This is a genomic window from Pseudomonas sp. UMAB-40, assembly GCF_900095275.1.
Taxonomy (GTDB): domain Bacteria; phylum Pseudomonadota; class Gammaproteobacteria; order Pseudomonadales; family Pseudomonadaceae; genus Aquipseudomonas; species Aquipseudomonas mandelii_B.
The window spans coordinates 128,825-144,842 of the sequence record NZ_LT607555.1 but is presented as its reverse complement, the minus strand read 5'-3'; the positions used below and the strand labels follow the sequence as shown (position 1 = coordinate 144,842).

Genomic DNA, 16,018 nt, shown 5'->3' with positions numbered 1-16,018 from the left:
TGGCCGCCGCCGTCAGACATTGCCTATGCAATGGCCGCATGCATCGGCGAGCAGAACGACAGCATAGGCAGGTGACGCATGAAAAATGAATGTGGCTGGATCGCGCAAGCAGGATGTGCCCCGGCGCGCGAGGGTCTGATCGGCGCGCAAAAGGCCGATTGGCTGATCATCGGTGCGGGCATTACCGGCCTCAGTGCCGCCCATGCGCTGGCGCAGATGCACCCTCAGGCGCGCATCGTGGTGGTCGACAGGCAACGCGCAGCACAAGGCGCTTCAGCGCGTAATTCCGGATTTGTGGTGGCCCACGAACACCCCTCCAATGATGAATTGATCGGCAACTCCGGGTTTGCCGGGTTTGAAGTGGACACCACGATTTCCCGTGCCGCCAGTGCGGAAGTGCGCAAGGTGATCGCCCGACACAGCATCGAATGCGACTTCCGGGAGTCGGGCTATTTCTTCGCCGTCAGTGATCCCGGCAAGCTGACCCATATCGACGCCAAGCTGCACACCCTGCGGGCGCTCGGTGCATCGGCGGAGTTTTTTGAAGGTGAACAACTGAAGCAGAAACTCGGCACCCGGCATTACCGCGCCGCGATCTGGTGCGGCAAGGGCAACGCGTTGCTGCAACCGGCAAAGTACGTGAAGGGCTTGCTGGAAGCACTGCCGGAGACCGTGACCGTCTACGAAAATACCGACATCACCGGCCTCGAACGCTTGGGTAAAGGGCGAGTGCGGGCCAATGGCATCGATGGCAGCCTCGAGGCGAAGCAAGTGCTGATTTGCCTCAACGCCTTCGTGCCTCGCGCCGGCATTCAGGACAGCGGCACCTTTGCCATGGAACTCAGCGCCAGCCTGACGCGGCCGTTGAGTGACGAAGAGTTTCGCAACATCGGCAGTGTCGAGCCCTGGGGCGTGCTGTCCACCCGTCCGCTCGGCGCCACGGTACGGCTGACACCCGATCGTCGGGTGATGATCCGCAACACCGCGGAATACCGCTCGCGGGATTTGTCCGGCCCTGAACTGGCGATCCGTCGCCAGCACCATGTCCTGGGTTTACAGCGGCGTTTCCCGTGGTTGACCGAGCAGGATATCCAGCACACCTGGACCGGACACCTGAGCGCCTCGCGCTCCGGGCAGCCGTTTTTTTCCAAAGTGGAAGAGGGCGTGTTTGCCGTGGCCGGCTGCAATGGCTCCGGCGTGGCGCGCGGCACTCTTTGGGGCCGATTGCTCGCTGAATTGGCATCAGGTGTTGGCTCGCCTCTGCTCGATTCCGTGATGGATCGAGCCCAGCCTGGCTGGCTTCCGCCGCGACCCTTGCTCGACATCGGCGCGATGTTTCGGATGCGCGTCGAAGCCGTCCGGGCCAGGACAGAAATCTAGATTCCGGTTATCCCAAAAGAACAAAAAAGGTGATTGAACATGCAGGCCCCTACTATTTCCCTGATGGTTGCGCTCACGACGTTTTCAGCAGTCAGCTACGCGGCCGAAGAGGTCAATATTTCCAACTGGAACGGCTACATCGCCGACGACACCTTGAGCAACTTCACCCAGTCAACCGGAATCAAGGCCACTTACGACATTCACGACAGCAACGAAGTCCTGGAATCAAAACTGATGACCGGCAATACCGGTTATGACGTGGTCAGCCCTTCGAACCATTTCCTGTCGCGATTGATCAAGGCCGGTGCGATTCAGAAACTGGACAAAAGCCAGCTGCCGAACTGGAAAAACCTCGATCCGGCGCTGCTGAAAAAACTCCAGGTCAATGACCCGGGCAACCAGTACGGCTATCCGTACATGTGGGGCACGGCGGGTATTGGCTACAACGTCGAGAAAATCAAAGCAATCTTCGGCACCACCGACGTCACCCATTCCTGGAGCCTGATTTTTGATGAGAACAACATCAAGAAGTTGAGTGAATGCGGCGTGGCGATTATCGATAATCCGACGCAAATCCTGCCGATCACCCTCAATTACCTGGGACTGCCGCCCCATAGCCACGAGCCGGCGGATTACAAGAAGGCCGAGCAAGCGCTGCTCAAGATCCGGCCTTACGTCCAGTATTTCCATGCGTCCAAGTACGTCAGCGACCTGGCCAATGGCAATGTCTGTGCCGTGATCGGCTTCAACGGTGATGTGGTGCAAGCCGCCGCCAGTGCCAAGGAAGCGAACAACGGCATCGAGATCGCCTATTCGATCCCGGACGAAGGCTCGACCCTGTGGCTCGACATGGTGGTCATGCCCAAGAGCGCGCCCCACGAGAAGAATGGCTACGCCTACATGAACTACCTGTTGAAGCCGGACGTCATTGCCAATATCAGCAACAGCATCCACTACGCCAACCCGAACCTGGCAGCGGATACGTTGGTCAATCCGGCGGTGAAGCAGGACCTGGCGATCTACCCGCCGAAAACCGTGATGGACAAGTTGTTCACCGTCGAGGACCTGCCCGCCGCGATTGCACGGTTGAGCACACGGTTGTGGACCAAGCTGAAAACCAACACCTGACGCAAAGTTGCCTGGGTTCCGTTGACGGAACCCAGACCTCAAAGCATCACGCTCGTTTCGGCAGTTTCCAGTTCGGCCGAATGAAGTGGCAGGTGTAACCGGTGGGCAGTCTTTCCAGGTAATCCTGATGCTCCGGCTCTGCCTCCCAGAACGGGCCCGCAGGGACGATTTCAGTCACGACCCGGCCGGGCCACAGACCGGAGGCATCCACATCGGCCGCTGTGTCCTCGGCCACCGCTTGCTGCTCTTCGTTCAGATAGAAAATCGCCGAGCGGTAACTGAGGCCTATGTCGTTACCTTGGCGATTGGCGGTCGACGGATCGTGAATCTGGAAGAAAAACTCAAGGATCTGGCGGTAGCTGGTGATGGCCGGATCAAACACGACCTCGATCGCTTCGGCGTGGGTGCCATGGTTGCGGTACGTGGCATTGGGCACATCGCCGCCGGAGTAACCCACGCGCGTCGACAGCACGCCTTTTTGTTTCCTTATCAGATCCTGCATGCCCCAGAAGCAGCCGCCGGCCAGAAGGGCGGTTTCAGTTTGCGTGGTCATCGCTTACTCCTCAGTGTTCATTGATGTGATCAGGTTATTGCGCAGGGGCTCGATCGAGGTCTGCAGTGGCGTGAACTCATTCTGCATCAGACCGGTCGCGCCCGAAAACCTCGTTTCTGCCTTCCGACGGGTCGACGTGCACGGACACGTCGAACCCGCCGCGCGGTGTGTCACGCCGTGAGGACTTTCAGATCCACGTCGATGTTGCCACGGGTTGCCTTCGAGTACGGGCAGATCTGGTCGGCGGTGTGGGCCAATGTCTTTGCAACGTCGTCCGCCAGGCCGGGCACGCGCAGGGTCAAACGAGCTTGAAGGAAGTACTCCGCACCGGTCTGACCGACGTCGACTTCGATGTCGACGGACATGTCCGCCGGCAGCACCACGTTCAGGTCATTGGCCACCAGCCCGACGGCGGCGGTGTAGCAGGCCGACCATGCACCGGCGAACAATTGCTCGGCGGCCGGGTGCGGCTGGGTGGCGGCGAACACGTGCGCAGGCTGGGCGTTGCCGGGCGACGAGAGGGCGATGTCGAGGCTGCCGTTGTGGCCGCGCGAGGTGCTGCCGGTGCTGCTGGCGGTGGTGTGGGTTTTGCCGGTGGCCAGTACTTTTTCGATCTTGCTCATGGATGATTACCTGAATGTTTCAATATTTGGTGTTCGTATGCGCTTACATCGCATGCGATATATAAGATATTTCTAGAAAGCCAATTGATGTCAAAGCTTCGCGGTGTATCAGGCCGTGATGACGTTCAGGGCCACGTCAATGTTGCCGCGGGTTGCTTTGGAGTACGGGCAGATCTGGTCGGCGGCGTGGGCGATTTCTGTTGCGACACCCTGCTCCAGACCTGGAGCGCGCAGCGTCAGGCGTGCCTGGAGGAAGTAAGCGTCGCCGGTCTGGCCCAGGTCGACTTCGATATCGACGGACAAATCCGAGGGAAGCTCAACGTTGCGCTGTTTGGCAGCAAGACCGACGGCGGCGATGTAGCAGGCCGACCAGGCACCGGCAAACAGTTGCTCGGCTTTCGGGTGTGGCTGAGTGCCTTTGAATTCATGAACGGGCTTGTCGCTGCCGGGCGACGAAAGCACGATGTCGAGGCTGCCATTATGGCCGCGCGAAGTGGTACCCGTGCTGCTCATGGTGGTGTGGGTTTTGCCGGAGGCCAGGACTTTTTCGATCTTGCTCATGGGATGAATCCTCAAAGGTGCAGTAAGGTTTGGTTGTATGGCGTATACGTTTGTATCGTATGCGATGGAAATAATACTCGCGCAGTTGCCAATTGAAGTCAATAGGGGAAAGGCCTGCTTGGCGACAAACGGTCGGATGGGAAGGAAGTGGCATTGGCTCCCGGTTATTCGTACAACGAAAAAGCCCGCACAGGGCGGGCTTCGAAATCGAGTAGGTGGCCAGCGCTGGTCTCTGGCTTACAAGGTTTATCAGGCTTCTGACAGAACAGTTTTGTGCTGTCCTGCTTCACACGGCATAAGGGCTGGACCTCACCTCGGAGATCTTTCTAACCGTGTACCCTTAGGAGCGCGCCCCACGCTTCCTCGCTATCCTCTTGCGCATCAGTCTGCGTCTTCACCTACAGGTTTTAGAATAGCAAAGGCTGCGAATCGCAAACCGGACTTTTTAGACCGATTTCATCCTTGGGCAACGGCGGCAGGATGGATAAATGCTCAGGGAACAACCCGGTACCGCCTGCCGGGAAGGCAGGCCGCCATGGGGCCCGGCTTAAACCAGATTGAGGGTGACGTCGATGTTGCCACGGGTTGCTTTGGAGTAAGGGCAGGTCTGGTGGGCAGCATCCACTAACGCCCGTGCGACGACAGGATCAAGGCCAGGAAGGCTGACATTGAGGCGAGCCTGGAGGAAGAAGGCGTTGTCGGTCTTGCCCAGATCCACTTCGGCATCAACGGCGACGCCGCTCGGCAAGGTCACCTTCAGCGCGGCAGCCGCTTTACCGATCGCGCCGATGAAACAGGCCGACCAGCCAGCAGCCAGCAGCTGTTCCGGGTTGGTGCCAGCCCCTGAAGAGCCTGGCGGGGAAAGCTTGATGTCCAGACGCCCATCATCGCTTCGCGATTCGCCGTCGCGGCCGCCAGTGGTGTGGGTCTTGCCGGTATACAGCACGGTGTCGATTTCATTGATCATGACGGGTTCCTGCTAAAGGGTTGGGGGCCTCACCGTTTATGTCGCCGCGTTACGGACGAACGGGAGAAGCCCCACTTTTCCACCTTTATGTAGTGCCTATATGTCCTGATCCGCTGGTTGTGTATCGCTGTGTAAGATCGTCAGCGAACATACACACCGATACAAACCCGTTACGCCTGCCAGTTTTTTCGGTGAGCCGGTGCGCCCAATGGCGAACTGGTTGCGCCACCGTCGACGACAATCTCTGCGCCCACGACATTCGAAGAGTCGCTGGAGGCGAGGAACAAGGCGACGGTGGCCACTTCTTCAGCTTCGCCAATGCGACCGAGCGGGATGGTGGTGTTCAGTTTTTCCTCCAGCGCATCCATGCCCACTTTTGCCGTGTGGGGGTCCCAGACCGGTGTGCGTGCAGCCCCGGGGGTAATCTGGTTGACGCGAATGCCACGCGGCGCAAATTCTGCGGCCATCACCCGTGTCATCGAGCGAACGGCGCCCTTGCTTGCTGCGTAGGCGCTGTAACCCGGCCATCCCATGACGGCATGCACCGACCCGTTCAATATGATCGAAGCGCCCGGGTTGAGATGCGGTTCGGCTGCCTGCACGGTGAAAAACGTGCCGGTGAGGTTGGTCTGGATGATGGTCTGGAACGTTTCCAGCGAGGTGCCGCCGACCGGGGTCTGTCCGGCAATGCCAGCATTGGCGAACACGATATCCAGCTTGCCGAATGCCGCGACGGCTTCTGATACGGCGCGCTCGATCTCTTTCACGTCGGTCAGGTCCGCCTGGATCGCCAGCAGGTTGGGACCCAGCGCTTCCCGGGCTTCATCCAGGGTTTTTTGACTGCGCCCGGTGATCGCCACTTTTGCGCCTTCAGCGATGAACAATTTGGCGGTGGCCAGGCCCAGGCCGCTGTTGCCGCCGGTGATGAATGCAGTTTTTCCAGCCAGTTTCATTGGGAATCTCCTACGGTTTTATCATGCAACCATTGAGGGCGAAATCACTGTGCGTCTGGCACAGGGAATCACTCGAAATCGGGTTGTAGGTTTCATTATGAAACCAACGGAAGTGATTTTTACCAGTATGGGTTGTATTATGCAACCACCTGCCATCTGACCGAATTTGCGTCAGCGTTGGCACCCTTTTGGTGGAGGTTCGTTTACGTGAAACGCAAAAGCTTGCAGGGCAGTCCGTGTCCGGTCGCTCGATCCCTGGACCTCATTGGCGATTGGTGGTCCTTGCTGATCATTCGTGACGCGCTCTCAGGCACAAGGCGCTTCAGCGATTTTCAGAAAAGCCTCAATGTCGCGAAAAACATTCTGAGCACCCGCCTCAAAGGCCTGGTGGCAGAAGGTGTGATGCGGATGGAGCCGGCGGCTGATGGAAGTATCTACAAGGAGTACGTGCTCACTGAAAAGGGCAGGGCCTTGCAAACCGTCCTGATTGCCTTGTCGCAGTGGGGCAACGAGTTTTTGTACGAACCCGGCGAAGCGGGATCCGTCATGGTCGACGCACAGGATCGTCAGCCCATCCAGAAATTGCAGTTGGTTTCAACGGACGGGCGACGTCTCAAGCCAGAAGATATCGTGACCAAATTCGGCGTTGCGCATTGACGCGCATCTGCGGTTGTATCCGAACGTATCCCCGGCGCCGGTAGTTACCTGGGCATACAAAACCATGCTGTTCTCGACACTTGCGCGATACACCGCGACCTCGTAATGAAGCCACCGCAACCGCGGCATTCATTGGAGAATTGCGATGTCCCGTATCACATCCCGTCACACCGCAGGCCTGCTCGGCATCGCCCTGGCTGCCGCCGTATCACTTAACGCTTTCGCGGCTGAAGAAGCCAAAGCGCCGGCGCAAGCCACTCCGGCAAAAAGCTGGCAGACAGGCCTTCACCGCACGGACCTGGTGCGCCAGGACCTCGACATTTCCAAGGGTGAGGTGATTCAGGTGCGTGTCGATTTCGACCCGGGCGTCACTTCCCCCAAGCATTCTCATCCTGGGGTGGAAGTCGCTTACGTCATCTCGGGCACGTTTGAGTATCAACTCGAAGGGCGGGCGCCCGTCACGCTCAAGGCCGGTGACTCCTTGTACATCCCCGCAGGCACTGCGCATGTCGCGAAGAACATCGGTGACGGCAAAGCCTCGGAGCTGGCGACGTACCTCGTGAAAAAAGACACGCCGCTGTTGATCCTGGAAAAATAAGCGATAGCCGCCCGATGCACTGCATCGGGCGTCTTCGTTAAAGGGTATTCAGATCCCGACCGTCTCCCCTGGCCAACCCGCCTGACGCAAGGCCTTGAGCAGTGTTTTCGCGTCCAGACCCGGCACGGTGTGGCCGTTACCTTCAGTCGTTTCAGCGGCCAGCACGGCGTTGATGATCGCTTCCTCCACCGCTTCAGTCGCGGCCAAAAACAACTCGCTGATGTGGTCGTTGTTGACCATGCTCAGGTTGTCGCAAGTAGGCGCACCTTTCCCTTCGTAAGCGGCCGGTGGCACGTGTTGGTTGCCGGTGGCGAAGGCAATGAAAATGTCGCCGCTGTGGTCTTCGTTGCCGCCGCCGGTACGGGCAAGCCCGAGGCTGGCACGCTGTGCGAGGCGTGTGCATTGATGCGGCAGCAGCGGCGCATCGGTGGCCAGGCAAACGACGATCGAGCCCATGCCCGGATAAGGCAGCGATGCCCTGAGGAACGGTGAGTCAGCCTGTTCCATATAGCGACCGACCGGGTAACCGTCGACGCGCAGTTCATTGCGAATGCCATGGTTGGCCTGGACGATCGCACCGACGGTCCAGCCTCCCTGCGCCTTGCTCAATTGGCGCGAAGACGTGCCGATGCCACCCTTGAATTCGTGACAGATCATCCCGCTGCCACCGCCCACTGCGCCTTCCGTCACCGGTCCGCCGACGGCATTGCGCTGGGCCTCGGCCACATGTTCGGGCTTCACATGAAAACCGTTGATGTCGCTGAGCAGACCGTCAAAGGTTTCCAGCACCACCGGCATGTTCCAGTAAAGTCGTCCGTCATCGGGCTGAGCCTCGCGATCCAAAGCAATCAGCGCATCACGCACCACGCCCAGGCTGTGGGTGTTGGTGAAGGCGATCGGGCTGGTCAGCAGGCCGGCTTCACGAATCCACTCAAGCCCCGTGGCGTCACCGTTGCCGTTGAGCACATGGACGCCGGCAAAACACGGTTGCTGATTGGTGGACCCGGCACGCGGTTCGATCAGGGTCACGCCGGTATAGATGTCACGGCCATTGGCGGTCCGTCCGCGCACATCGCTGTGGCCGACGCGCACGCCGGGCACATCGGTGATGGCGTTGAGGGGGCCGGGTTGCAGCTGGCCGAACTGGATGTTCAAGTCGCGGGCACGTGGTTTCATCGTTTCTCTCATCTTGAATTTATTCAAAAAATGCGTGGCTGATGCGATCCCTGTAGCAGCTGGGATTACTGCCCGTTCTTCACCTTGCTCCAGATCCGTGTGCGCACCCGCTCGGTGGCCGGCGGCAACGGTTGAAGGGTGAACAACGTGGCCAGTGCTTCGGCCGACGGATAAACAGCGGGGTTGTTGCGGGTCGCTTCGGCCACCAGCGGTGTCGCGCTGCGGTTGCCGTTGGGGTAGGACAGGTGATCGCTGACCGGGGCGATGACTTCGGGGCGCATCAGGTAGTCGATGAAGGCCAGGCCTTGCTCTGGATGCGGTGCGTCCTTGAGCAGCACCAGCGTGTCGAACCAGACCGGCGCACCTTCCTTCGGCAGGCTATAAGCGATCTTCACGCCATTCTTGGCCTGCTCGGCGTTGGTCTTGGCTTCGAGCATCGCGCCGGACCAGCCCACCGCCACGCAAATGTTGCCGTTGGCCAGGTCGCTGATGAACTTGGAGGAGTTGAAGTAGGCGATGTGCGGCCGCAGCTTGAGCAACAGCGCTTCGGCCTTTTTATAGTCCTCGGGATTGGTGCTGTTCGGTGGCAAGCCCAGGTAGTGAAGGGCGACCGGCAGCATCTCCGACGGCGAGTCGAGCATCGCCACGCCGCACTGGCCGAGCTTGGCCAGGTTCTCTTCGTTGAACACCAGGTCCCAGGAATCCACCGGCGCCTTGTCACCCAGCGCGGCCCGAACCTTGTCGATGTTGTAGCCGATGCCGTTGGTGCCCCACAGGTACGGCACGGCGTACTGGTTGCCCGGATCGTTGTTGGCCAGTTTCGCCAGCAGCTCGGTGTCCATGTTCTTGAAATCCGGCATCTGTGCGCGAGGCAATGGCGCCAGGGCGCCGGCCTTGATCAGGGTCGGCAGGCTGAAGTTACTCGCCACCACCACGTCGTACCCGCTGCGGCTGGTCAGCAGTTTGCCTTCCAGCACTTCGGCGCTGTCGAAGGTGTCGTAAACCGGCTCGATTCCGGTGTCGCGCTTGAAGTCGTGCAAGGTGGTGGGGCCGATGTAGTCATACCAGTTGTAGACATGCACCGTGGGCCCCTCGGCAGCGAGCGCCGACAGCGAAACGCACAAACAGGCGCTCAGTCCAAGATTGATCTGTTGACGGCGACGACTCATGATGCGGCACTCCTGGCCTGCTGCAGGCCGGTGATGAACAGGTGCTTGCAGCGTATCGGCAGGCGGGGTACACACCCATTCCCATCATGGGTTACTCGAAAGGGGTAGTGCGTGGACGCGTTGTTGAAAGAGTTGCCGGTGCACCAGGGGCTGGCGCGGGTATTTGGCGCGTTGGGTCACGACGGTTTCTGGCGCGCGCTGGTCGACACGCTGCGGCTGCTGGTGCCGCTGGACAACGCACTGGTGGCGGTGATGCGGGAGGGGCGAGTGCCTCGCTTGTTGATCGACTTCGACTCAAAAGGTGGTGCCACCGAACACGAAGAACTGGCGGACTACAGCGCCGGCATGTACCTGCTCGATCCGTTTTACCAAGCGGCTTGCGCGGGCATTGCCGATGGCCTGCACAGCCTTGACTCGGTGGCCCCCGACCAGTTTCAGCAGAGCGAGTATTACCTGAGCTACTTCCGCTCGGTGGTCGGCGGTGACGAGTTGCAGTTCATGATCAACATCGACGGCGCCGTGCTCGGCTTATCGCTGGGTCGCTCGACGCGGTTCACGCTTGATGAGCAGGGGCGGTTGCTGTGCGTGCGCGATTGGGTGCTGTCGGCCATGCGCCGGCATCAGCAATTGATGCCGCCAGAAGGCACGACTGCCGAAGCCGTGGCCGGTGATCTGGCAACCTTGCTGGATCGCTTCGATGCGCGATTGTCCGTGCGGGAAGTCGAAACGGCTCGACTGATTCTCCAAGGCTTCTCCAGCAAAGCCATTGCCCAGCAAATGGGCATCTCGCCGGAGACAGTGAAAGTGCATCGACGCAACCTCTATCACAAGCTCAATGTGAACGGTCACGGCGAGCTGTTTGCGTTGGTGTTGCAGCCGCGTTGATCCATTACGAATCACCCCATCCCCCTGTGGGAGCGAGCTTGCTCGCGATTGCGGTTTATCATTCAACACAGATACCGGCTGACCCACCGCCATCGCGAACAAGTCGCACCGTCGCACCGTCGCTCCCACAGGGACCGGACTCAATCGCCGAGTGTGAACACCAACGCCTTCAACCCGCATTCAACATCAGCATCCGGAAACTCCGGCGGATTCTCCAGCCGCCGCTCAAACCGCAAACCCGGCGCTTCACGCATCACGCCATCAATCAGGAAGTCCGCCCCGAACGCCGGATCGTTCATGCACGCCAGCACCGTCCCTTGGGGGCTGAGCAACTCCGGCAGCCGACGCAATACGCGCTGGTAATCCTTGGTCAGCAGGAAACTGCCTTTCTGAAAGGACGGCGGATCGATGATCACCAGATCATAAGGGCCCTTGCCGATCACCTTGCCCCAGGACTTGAACAAGTCATGGCCGAGAAAACTCACCTTGCTCATGTCGTGGCCATTGAGCCGATGGTTGTCGCGACCACGGTTCAGCGCCGGGCTGGACATGTCCAGGTTGACCACGTGTTCGGCGCCTCCCTCAATGGAGGCGACCGAAAAGCCGCAGGTGTAGGCGAACAGATTCAACACGCGCTTGCCATCGGCATTGGCCCTTACCCAGTCGCGACCGTAGCGCATGTCGAGGAACAACCCGGTGTTCTGCTTGCGGCCCAGGTCCACGCGATAACGCAGGCCGCCCTCGGTGATGATCAATTCCTCGATCGCTTCCCCAAGCAGCCATTCGGTGGTGCTTTGCAGCAGGTAGCGGTGTTGCAGCAACAGGGTCTGCGCCCCTGACTGTTGCCACTGCGCCGATTCAGTGACCGCCATCAGCAACCGCTTCAACTCTTCCAGATGCGCTGCTTCAGGTTCCTTGAACAGCGACACCAGCACCACCCCCTGCAGCCAGTCGACGGTCAATTGCTCCAGCCCAGGCCAGCACCGGCCCCGGCCATGGAACAGCCGGCGGGTTTCTGCGGGTGCATCGGCCAGGGCCGTCAGCAAATGGTCGTGAAGGGTGGAGAGAGCGTCAGCGTTCATCGGGCAGGGGCCAGCAAAATTGTGGGGGCGGCATTTTAAACACAATTGTGGGCGGGCGAACGGCTGCGATGGTCGGGATGTACGCAGAATATTCAAGACGCGTGTATCAAAAATGAATTTCCGCCGAGTCCGCTGCTCATACCTGATAGACAGCGGATTTGAGCCGCGAAATCACTTATGCGATCAGGGAGTGGAAAGTCATGTGTCCAATACCGACGGCGGGCGAGCACCTTCCTGACGGGTTGATTCTGGTGGTTGAAGATGACCCGCTGATTCTGGAATTTCTCTGCGAAATTCTTCAGGAGGAAGGTTTCAAGGTTGAACCGCACGCTAGCGCGGACGCCGCATCGGTTTACCTGGAGTTGCACGCGAACGAGGTGGGTCTGTTGCTCACGGACATCACCATGCCTGGAAAGCGTAACGGCGCCGATCTGGCCAATGAGTTTGGCGATCGCTGGCCCGACAAGCCGATCATGATCATGTCCGGTTTTGAAACCCCCGAATCCTCCGGGGTGCGGCATGCGGTGTCGTTCATCAAGAAGCCCTGGGCGTTGGGACAACTGCTGGATTGTGTCGATGGGGCCCTCAAGTCGCGAAGGACTCTGTAGGTCGTGTACATTGACGGACCTGCCTGACACACGAAGGAAACGCATCCTTGTCTGCCGACGAATTCGTTTTTAATACCCCGTATCGTGCGTTCCTGTTCGACATGGACGGCACCGTTCTCAACTCCATCGCCGCTGCCGAGCGTATCTGGACCACCTGGGCCTTGCGCCACGGCGTGGATGTCGAGTCCTTCCTGCCGACCATTCACGGCGCACGCGCCATCGACACCATCAACCGTCTGGCGTTGCCCGGGGTGGATGCCGAAGCAGAAGCCAACTGGATTACCGAGGCGGAAATCGAAGACGTGGAGGGGATAGTCGAGGTGGCTGGCGCGGCAGATTTCCTCAGGTCCTTGCCGGCGAATCAGTGGGCAATTGTCACCTCTGCACCAAGAGCACTGGCGTTACGCCGAATGGCGGCGGCGGGGATTCCCGAGCCTGGTGTCATGGTCACGGCCGAAGATGTCAGCGCTGGCAAACCGGATCCTGCGGGCTATCGACTGGCGGCTAAGCGCTTAGGTGTTGAGGTGACCGATTGCCTGATCTTTGAAGATGCCACTGTCGGGATTCTTGCGGCGGAGGCGGCAGGGGCGGACCTTGTGATCATTACCTCGACCCATGACCATCCGATTCAGACACCACATGCGACGTTGGCCGGCTATGACTCCGTTTCGCATCGAGTGGATGGCGATGGCCGGCTCTGTCTACGTTCTTCGTAATCAACACCATCCCCTGTGGGAGCGAGCTTGCTCGCGATGAGGGGCTGACATTCAACATTTATGTTGACTGACACTCCGCCATCGCGAGCAAGCTCGCTCCCACATTGGATTTTCGGTGCTAATAAAACCCGGGGATCAGCCGCCAGCTACGGGCGCAGTACGCCTCATATTCACCCCCGAACTGTGCCCTCAGTAGCGCCTCTTCCGAGTGAATCCGGGCAATCAACGGAATCACCGTCAGCGCCGCCAGCAGCAACCCGACCCCCGAGCGAAACGCCAGCGCCCAGCCCACGGCGATGACCAACATCCCCAGGTAACTGGGGTTGCGCAAGCGACGATAAATCCCGTCGGTGACCAGACTGTGCCCCGGCTGAATCGCCACCAACCCGCTAAACCGCTTGCCCAGCACAAACACCGGCCACATCCGCAACGCGCCGCCGACGATGAACAGCAACGCCCCCACCCAGCGCACACCCACGCCACCGAAGGTCCAGAAATCGATCCGGTCGGTGTAGGCCGGCAGGTACCCACTCAAAACTCCGATGATGCCGAACGCCGGCAGCACCCAGCGATTGGCCCGGTCTTCACGTTCGCCGGAGCTCAGGTTGACCTCGGTGAACAGCGAGGCCACGGCCATCACCAAGGTTGCGACGGCAACCACCACCAGCGGCGCATGGGCGAAAAACGCCGCAAACCCGCCCAGCCCCCACACCGCGAGACCGAGGTAGGCGAGGGTGGAAACGATGGCGAAAAACGCCAGCCTGGCCGAGATTTTCATGAGCACCGATTCCAGTTGTTGAGCGATCTCCTCAGTGTAGAAGGTCATGCCGATTCGCCGGTTTGGGCTAGCCTGAGTGAACGGTTCGATCAGGCAAAAGGAAAGGCGCATGGGCCATTCAATGCTGGCTTATAAAACACCCCCGGGAGGTGCTCGTCGCTTGATAGCGATTGTGATGTTCCTGGCGGTCATCGGCGGCGTTGCCGCTTGCTCGACACCCTCGCTCGAACCCTTTTCAGCGCTTGTTCTGCCTCCGTCGGCACTCCCGTCCGACCGTCTCATCGCGCGATTCATGGGCGTATCGACCCTGATGCTCAGCGATGGCCATACATCGATCATGACCGATGGCTTCTTTTCGCGTCCGGGATTGCTGAGGGTAGCGCTGGGCCGGATAGGGCCGGACTGCGCGCGCATCGATACGGCGTTGCGCACTCTCGGCTATCCGACGTTGGCGGCGGTGATGGTGGCGCACGCTCATTACGACCATGCGCTCGACTCTGCCGTGGTCGCCTCGCGCACGGGGGCGGTGCTGATAGGGTCGGCATCGGTCGCCAACATCGGATTGGGGGCGGGGCTTGCACCCGGACGGATCAAAACTGTCGAAACACAACAGACTTTCGAGTTCGACCCGTTCAAGGTGCAAGCCTTCCCGTCGCCACACTCTCTGGACGCAAAATTCCCCGGGATCATTGACGCGCCTCTGAATCCACCGGCCAGAGCCAGTGCATACAAGGAGGGCGGTAATTACTCTTACTTGATCGAACAACACGATGGCCTGCGGATTCTCATCCACCCCAGTGCCAATTTCACCAAAGGCCAGTTCAACAACGTCAAGGCCGACGTTGTGTTTCTGGGCATCGGTATGCTCGGCAAGCAAGACCTGCAGTTTGCCCGGGACTACTGGCATGAAGTGGTGCAAGTCACCGGCGCACGGCTGGTGATTCCGATCCACTGGGATGATTTTTTCGAGCCGCTCGACAAGGGCTTGCACCCCATGCCTGCGTGGATGGACCCATTCGAGGTGGCGATGCAAAGGCTGATGCCAATGGCCCTGGCCGATGGCGTGGCCCTGCGGCTGATGCCGCTTTATCAAGCGGTCGACCTGCGAGCAGCGCTTCCCGCGCCCTGACGCTTATGCCGTCATCGGCGACCTGGCATTACGCCGAATCACCTGCGGCGGTTGGCCGAACGCCCGGAGGAAGGCTTCGCGCATGCGGCGACGGTCGGTGAAGCCCGCCTCGGCGGCGATCTGGTCGAGGGTCAGCCGTCCGCGCTCGAGCATTTGCCGCGCCGCCTCCAGGCGCAGGTTTTCGATGGCCTTGGCCGGGGACTGCCCGGTCTCGGCGCGAAACGTCCGGCTGAATTGCCGTGGGCTGAGGCGTGCCACTTCCGCCAGTTGCTCCACCGATAACGCCGATGTCAGGTGTTCCCGGGCGTAGCCGAGGACGGTCTGAATACGGTCGGATTTCGGCTCCAGTTCCAGCAAGGCCGAATGCTGCGACTGGCCACCCGCGCGGCGCTGGTACATCACCAGTTTCTGCGCCACGGCACGGGCCAGGTCGGCGCCATGATCCTTTTCAACCATGGCCAGCGCCAGGTCGATGCCCGCGGTCATGCCGGCGGAGGTCCAGATGGAACCGTCGACCACGTAAATACGGTCATCTTCCACTTTGATCGAGGGAAACCGCGCTTGTAGATCCCGCGCATAGGCCCAATGCGTGGTGGCCCGCCGACCGTCGAGCAGGCCGGCCTGGGCCAGCACGAATGCCCCCGAGCAGATCGACGCCGTGCGCCGGGCAGTTTTCACGCTGTCGCGCAGGTACGCCAACACACCCTCGGGCGCCTGCTCGAGAATCGAATCGCCGCCGACCACGATTACGGTGTCAAACACCCGCTTATCAAACGCCTGAGTGCCGACACTCAAACCGCCGGAAGCCCTTAAGGAACGGCCATCCTCAGAGATCACGCTGACCTCATAAAGCGCTTCACCAGCGCTGAAGTTGGCGTATTCGAACACCGGCATCGCCGCCAGCGCCATGGACTGGAACCCCTCGAAAACCATGAACGCCACGGAAGTCATGATGGTGCCCTCAAAGCCAATGTCCGAAAAACGTACTTTAAACGTCATTTGAGACGAGCGTCAGTCAATTTATAACGGTTCACACCCGGCGACCTTATCGCCTT

18 protein-coding genes are annotated in these 16,018 nt (G+C 60.0%); 8 read left to right on the top strand and 10 right to left on the bottom strand.

Annotation, left to right across the window (positions count from 1 at the left end):
- Positions 1-78 precede the first annotated feature (78 nt).
- Together K0F88_RS08920 and K0F88_RS08915 are read left to right on the top strand one after the other, a co-directional pair.
- Positions 79-1,380: an FAD-binding oxidoreductase gene (locus K0F88_RS08920; protein WP_219094852.1), complete on the top strand. Its 1,302-nt coding sequence runs from the start codon at positions 79-81 to the stop codon at positions 1,378-1,380.
- A 39-nt stretch (positions 1,381-1,419) separates the two neighbouring features.
- Positions 1,420-2,508, top strand: coding sequence for a polyamine ABC transporter substrate-binding protein (locus tag K0F88_RS08915; protein ID WP_219094851.1), 1,089 nt, complete (start codon positions 1,420-1,422; stop codon positions 2,506-2,508).
- Positions 2,509-2,554: 46 nt separating this feature from the next.
- Here the strand turns inward: K0F88_RS08915 and msrA are convergent, their stop codons facing one another.
- From msrA to K0F88_RS08890, 5 genes are all read right to left on the bottom strand, one after another.
- Positions 2,555-3,061 carry a peptide-methionine (S)-S-oxide reductase MsrA gene (gene msrA / locus K0F88_RS08910; RefSeq protein ID WP_219094850.1) on the bottom strand — a complete coding sequence of 169 codons (507 nt, stop codon included), beginning with the start codon at positions 3,059-3,061 and terminating at the stop codon, positions 2,555-2,557.
- Positions 3,062-3,231: 170 nt separating this feature from the next.
- Entirely contained in the window at positions 3,232-3,684 is a 453-nt protein-coding gene (locus K0F88_RS08905) for an Ohr family peroxiredoxin (RefSeq protein ID WP_219094849.1), read from the bottom strand.
- Positions 3,685-3,792: 108 nt separating this feature from the next.
- A complete protein-coding gene (locus K0F88_RS08900; RefSeq protein ID WP_094471883.1) occupies positions 3,793-4,245 on the bottom strand; it encodes an Ohr family peroxiredoxin in 453 nt (150 codons plus the stop codon).
- Positions 4,246-4,792: 547 nt separating this feature from the next.
- Positions 4,793-5,212: an organic hydroperoxide resistance protein gene (locus tag K0F88_RS08895; protein WP_094471884.1), complete on the bottom strand. Its 420-nt coding sequence runs from the start codon at positions 5,210-5,212 to the stop codon at positions 4,793-4,795.
- A 170-nt stretch (positions 5,213-5,382) separates the two neighbouring features.
- Positions 5,383-6,165, bottom strand: coding sequence for an SDR family NAD(P)-dependent oxidoreductase (locus tag K0F88_RS08890; protein ID WP_094471885.1), 783 nt, complete (start codon positions 6,163-6,165; stop codon positions 5,383-5,385).
- 207 nt (positions 6,166-6,372) lie between these two features.
- On the opposite strand from K0F88_RS08890, the gene K0F88_RS08885 reads away from it, so the two are divergent.
- A complete protein-coding gene (locus tag K0F88_RS08885) occupies positions 6,373-6,822 on the top strand; it encodes a helix-turn-helix domain-containing protein (protein ID WP_094471886.1) in 450 nt (149 codons plus the stop codon).
- Between the two features lie 145 nt (positions 6,823-6,967).
- Positions 6,968-7,420, top strand: coding sequence for a cupin domain-containing protein (locus K0F88_RS08880; protein WP_094471887.1), 453 nt, complete (start codon positions 6,968-6,970; stop codon positions 7,418-7,420).
- 48 nt (positions 7,421-7,468) lie between these two features.
- Here K0F88_RS08880 and K0F88_RS08875 read toward each other — a convergent pair whose 3' ends face one another.
- On the bottom strand, positions 7,469-8,596 hold the full coding sequence (locus K0F88_RS08875; protein WP_094471888.1) for a P1 family peptidase: 1,128 nt from the start codon (positions 8,594-8,596) through the stop codon (positions 7,469-7,471).
- A gap of 65 nt (positions 8,597-8,661) precedes the next feature.
- Positions 8,662-9,765 carry an extracellular solute-binding protein gene (locus tag K0F88_RS08870; protein ID WP_094471889.1) on the bottom strand — a complete coding sequence of 368 codons (1,104 nt, stop codon included), beginning with the start codon at positions 9,763-9,765 and terminating at the stop codon, positions 8,662-8,664.
- A 111-nt stretch (positions 9,766-9,876) separates the two neighbouring features.
- Here K0F88_RS08870 and K0F88_RS08865 point away from each other — a divergent pair, with 111 nt between their 5' ends.
- Positions 9,877-10,650 (top strand): helix-turn-helix transcriptional regulator, encoded by a 774-nt coding sequence (locus K0F88_RS08865; RefSeq protein WP_094471890.1) that lies wholly within the window; start codon positions 9,877-9,879, stop codon positions 10,648-10,650.
- 140 nt (positions 10,651-10,790) lie between these two features.
- Here the strand turns inward: K0F88_RS08865 and K0F88_RS08860 are convergent, their stop codons facing one another.
- The gene (locus K0F88_RS08860; RefSeq protein WP_219094848.1) at positions 10,791-11,732 is read right to left on the bottom strand and encodes a class I SAM-dependent methyltransferase; all 942 of its coding nucleotides are present in this window, start codon (positions 11,730-11,732) and stop codon (positions 10,791-10,793) included.
- 200 nt (positions 11,733-11,932) lie between these two features.
- Here K0F88_RS08860 and K0F88_RS08855 point away from each other — a divergent pair, with 200 nt between their 5' ends.
- Positions 11,933-12,340: a response regulator gene (locus tag K0F88_RS08855; protein ID WP_094471894.1), complete on the top strand. Its 408-nt coding sequence runs from the start codon at positions 11,933-11,935 to the stop codon at positions 12,338-12,340.
- Between the two features lie 47 nt (positions 12,341-12,387).
- Complete coding sequence (locus tag K0F88_RS08850) at positions 12,388-13,056, top strand: HAD-IA family hydrolase (protein WP_094471895.1); 669 nt, start codon at positions 12,388-12,390, stop codon at positions 13,054-13,056.
- A gap of 118 nt (positions 13,057-13,174) precedes the next feature.
- On the opposite strand, the gene K0F88_RS08845 is transcribed toward K0F88_RS08850, so the two are convergent.
- Positions 13,175-13,834, bottom strand: coding sequence for an isoprenylcysteine carboxylmethyltransferase family protein (locus K0F88_RS08845; RefSeq protein WP_094471907.1), 660 nt, complete (start codon positions 13,832-13,834; stop codon positions 13,175-13,177).
- A 109-nt stretch (positions 13,835-13,943) separates the two neighbouring features.
- Here K0F88_RS08845 and K0F88_RS08840 point away from each other — a divergent pair, with 109 nt between their 5' ends.
- Positions 13,944-14,963 carry an MBL fold metallo-hydrolase gene (locus tag K0F88_RS08840; RefSeq protein WP_219094847.1) on the top strand — a complete coding sequence of 340 codons (1,020 nt, stop codon included), beginning with the start codon at positions 13,944-13,946 and terminating at the stop codon, positions 14,961-14,963.
- A gap of 3 nt (positions 14,964-14,966) precedes the next feature.
- Here the strand turns inward: K0F88_RS08840 and K0F88_RS08835 are convergent, their stop codons facing one another.
- Complete coding sequence (locus K0F88_RS08835; RefSeq protein WP_219094921.1) at positions 14,967-15,914, bottom strand: GlxA family transcriptional regulator; 948 nt, start codon at positions 15,912-15,914, stop codon at positions 14,967-14,969.
- Positions 15,915-16,018: the final 104 nt, after the last annotated feature.